General features: G+C 69.5%; 6 protein-coding genes. All 6 read left to right on the forward strand.

The features are described from left to right. Positions 1–860: precorrin-6Y C5,15-methyltransferase (decarboxylating) subunit CbiT (gene cbiT, locus FKP22_RS24640; protein ID WP_141290299.1), on the forward strand; the 860-nt coding region annotated here is incomplete at its 5' end. Then, on the forward strand, positions 857–1,672 hold the full coding sequence (gene cobI / locus FKP22_RS24645) for a precorrin-2 C(20)-methyltransferase (RefSeq protein ID WP_141290300.1): 816 nt from the start codon (positions 857–859) through the stop codon (positions 1,670–1,672). The genes cbiT and cobI, both read left to right, overlap by 4 nt. Next, positions 1,665–2,420 carry a cobalamin biosynthesis central domain-containing protein gene (locus FKP22_RS24650; RefSeq protein WP_141290301.1) on the forward strand — a complete coding sequence of 252 codons (756 nt, stop codon included), beginning with the start codon at positions 1,665–1,667 and terminating at the stop codon, positions 2,418–2,420. Before cobI ends, FKP22_RS24650 begins: the two co-directional genes overlap by 8 nt. Beyond that, the gene (locus tag FKP22_RS24655; RefSeq protein WP_141290302.1) at positions 2,417–2,851 is read left to right on the forward strand and encodes a cobalamin biosynthesis protein; all 435 of its coding nucleotides are present in this window, start codon (positions 2,417–2,419) and stop codon (positions 2,849–2,851) included. Before FKP22_RS24650 ends, FKP22_RS24655 begins: the two co-directional genes overlap by 4 nt. After that, complete coding sequence (locus tag FKP22_RS24660; RefSeq protein ID WP_141290303.1) at positions 2,848–3,042, forward strand: CbtB domain-containing protein; 195 nt, start codon at positions 2,848–2,850, stop codon at positions 3,040–3,042. Before FKP22_RS24655 ends, FKP22_RS24660 begins: the two co-directional genes overlap by 4 nt. 11 nt (positions 3,043–3,053) lie before the next feature. Next, positions 3,054–3,440 (forward strand): CbtA family protein (locus tag FKP22_RS24665; RefSeq protein WP_211361565.1); only part of this gene is annotated, 387 nt, incomplete at its 3' end.

Raw genomic sequence — 3,440 nt, forward strand, 5'->3', positions numbered from 1 at the left:
CGAGCCACGGCCTGTACGCGCTGGCCCAGGCGCTGCGCCGCCACGAGCGCCTGGCGCTGCTGACCAGCCCGGCCAACAGCCCGGACCGTGTCGCCCGCCTGCTGCTGGCCGAAGGCCTGGGCGAGGACTTCCAGCTTGCGGTGGCCGAGCGCTTGCTGTTGCCGGACGAGAAGATCCACAGCGGCCTGAGCGCCGCGCAAGCGGCCGAGATGAGGTTTGCCGAACCGAACGTGATGCTGCTGTGGCGCCACCAGGCCCGGCCGCGGCCGGTCAGCTTCGGCCTGCCCGATGCGGCCTACGAGCAGCGGCAGCCCGACAAAGGCCTGATCACCAAGCAGGAGGTGCGGGCGGTGTCGCTGGCGCGGCTGCAACTGCGCGCGGACAGCATCGTCTGGGACATTGGCGCGGGCTCTGGCTCGGTGGGCATCGAGGCCGCGCGGCTGTGCCCGGAAGGCCATGTCTGGGCCATCGAGAAAAACGAGGCGGACGTGGCGATTGCCGGCCGCAACCGCGCCAGCTTCGGCGTGGCCAACCACACGCTGGTGCACGGCAAGGCGCCCGAGCAGCTGGACGGCTGGGCCGACCCGGACGCCGTCTTCATCGGGGGCTCCGGCGGCGAGCTGGCCGAGCTGATCGCGCTGTGCCTGCGCCGGCTGCGCAGCGGCGGCTGGCTGGTGATGAACTTCGTGACGCTGGAAAACCTTGCCACCGCGACCGCGGCGCTGAAGGAAGCCAATGTTGTGTGGGACGTGCTGCAACTGCAAGCCGCGCGCAGCAAGCCCATCCTGCACATGAACCGCATGGCGGCCGAGAACCCTGTCTGGATCGTCTGTGCCCAGAAGGCGCAGGTGGGGTCATGACCGGCACCTTGTTCGGCGTCTCACTCGGCCCGGGAGACCCGGAGCTGATGACTCGCCGCGCATTTGCGCTGCTGCAGCGGCCGGATACCGTGTGGACCTGGCCGATCCGCAGCGGCAAGAGCGAGAGCTATGCGCTGGCGATTGCCTCGCGTGCTGGCCTGGTGCCACCGGCGGCCAGCCAGGGCCTGTCGCAAGCCTTGCTCTTCCCGATGACACATGACGGCGAAAAGCTGGGCCGCGCCTGGCTGCGCGCCGCTGAAGCCGTGCTGCCTTTGCTGCAGGCCGGGCGCGACGTGCTGTTCCTGGTCGAAGGCGATGCGTCCACCTACGCCACCTTCGGCCACCTGGCGCAGACCGTGAAAGCCATGGCGCCCGAGGTGGCGGTGGAGATCGTGCCCGGCGTGCCCAGCTTCATCGCCAGCTGCGCCGAGCTGGGCCAGCCGCTGGCCGAGCAGGACGACACCGTGGCCATCGTGCCGGCGGCCTATGGCGTGGACCTGGTCGAGCGCCTGCTGGACGACTTCGACACGCTGGTGCTGATGAAGGTCAAGCCGCTGCTGGATGAGCTGATCGCACTGTTCGAGCGGCGCGGCCTGCTGGACCGCGTCTGCTTCGTCGAGAAGGCCGGCGCGCCGGAAGAGCGTGTGGTGCGTGACATCACCACGCTGCGCGGCGAGAAGGTCAATTACCTCTCGCTGCTGATCGTGCAGAACCCGCTGCGCCAGCGCGGAGAACGCATCAAGGGCTGCAAGAAGAAGACCTCCGGCACAGCGCCGGCTCCCATCACCGAAGAGGAAATGGCCGATGACTGAAGCCCCGAACCCCACCGTCCGCATCGCGCTGGTGGCCATCACCAAGCATGGCGCAGCGCAAGTCGCCGCGCTGGCCCGCGCATTGCCCGAAGCCGAGGTCTGCGTGGCCGCGAAGTTTGCCGACGCGATGGCTGGCCTCACCAGTCCGGTGCTGGCCTACAGCGGCGCCTTCAAGGACGAGATTGCCGGCCTGTTCCAGCGCTTCGACCAGATCGTGTTCTTCGTCTCGCTGGGCGCGGTGGTGCGGCTGATCGCGCCCCACATGAAGAGCAAGGACGAGGACCCTGGCGTGGTGGTCGTGGACGACGCCGGCCAGTTCGTGATCCCCGTGCTGTCCGGCCACGTGGGCGGCGCCAACGCCATGGCCGAACAGGTCGCCGAGCTGCTGCAGGCCACGCCGGTGCTGACCACCGCTTCGGACGTGGGCAAGACCATCCCGGTCGACATCCTGGGCCGCGAACTGGGCTGGCGCGTGGAGGCGCCGAAGCTGAACATCACGCGCGTCTCGGCCGCGGTCGTCAACCAGGAGCCTGTGGCCTTTGTGCAGGAAGCCGGCAGCCCGCACTGGTGGACCCGGCCCACGCCGCTGCCCGCCAACATCCACCGCTTCGACCGCTTCGAGGAAGTGGACCTTGCCCGCTTCGCCGCGGTGCTGTGGGTCACGCATGCAGAGGTGCCCGAGGCGCAGTGGCAGCAGCTCAACGAGAAACTGGTGGTCTACCGGCCGCCGGTCGAGGCCGCGCAGTGAAGCTGTCCCTGGGCATTGGCTGTGACCGCGGCACGCCGCGGGCCACGCTGGCGCAGGCCGTCGACCTCGCATTGGCGCAGATCGGCGCAACGCTGGCCGACGTGGCCGCCGTTGCCAGCATCACGCTGAAGGCCGACGAGCCGGGCCTGTTGGCGCTGGCCGCAGAGCGCGGCTGGGCTGTCCATTTCTACGAACCAGGCGAACTGGCCGCGGTCGCCGTGCCCAACCCATCCGAAACCGTGCGCCGCCACACCGGCACGCCTTCGGTCAGCGAAGCAGCGGCACTGCTGGCCGCCGGCGCGGCCGATGCCAGCGCGCTGCGCGTCGAGAAGCTGCGCCACCGTGGCGCCGATGGTCGCAATGCCACGGTGTCGATTGCCCAGATGGCTGTCCAACCCATTTTTCCCTCACCCCTCAAGGAGCTGACATGACCACCACCACGACGCTGAACCCCACCACCTTCGGTACCCAGGCCCTGACCGGCACCCACCTCGCGCGCCAGCTTGCCGCCGCGGCGCTGCTGGGCTTGGTGATGCTGTACGGCGTGGCCTTTGCCGACAGCCCGCTGGCGCACAACGCCGCGCACGACGTGCGCCACGTCACCGTGCGGCCCTGCCACTGAGCGAGGCGAGCATGTTGCTGCGACGCTTGATCTTTTGCGCGTTGGCGCTGGCGCTGGCCGTGGGCAGCCTGCAGTTTGCGCTGCAGCGTTGGCAGGCCGTGCCGCTGCTGCTGGCGGCCGAGGTGTTCGAGGGGCAGAAGGCCGAAGCGCCGGAAGCTGCCGAGCATGCGCATGCGGATGCGCATGCCCACGAACATGCGCATGAAGAGGCCCATGACCACGACCATGGCGCCGGCGTCTGGGAGCCGGCCAACGGCGTCGAGCGCGGCTTCTGGACCTGGGTCGCCAACGTGATGAATGCGATGGCGATGGCGCTGCTGGTGCTGGTTGTCGCTTCGGTCGCCGTCTGGCGCCGCGCTGCACCGGTGGGCTGGCGCACGCTGGCCACCATCGCCGCC

Origin of the sequence: Ideonella azotifigens (genome assembly GCF_006519715.1) — a bacterium.
In the GTDB taxonomy this organism is placed as follows: Bacteria; Pseudomonadota; Gammaproteobacteria; order Burkholderiales; family Burkholderiaceae_C; genus Ideonella; species Ideonella azotifigens.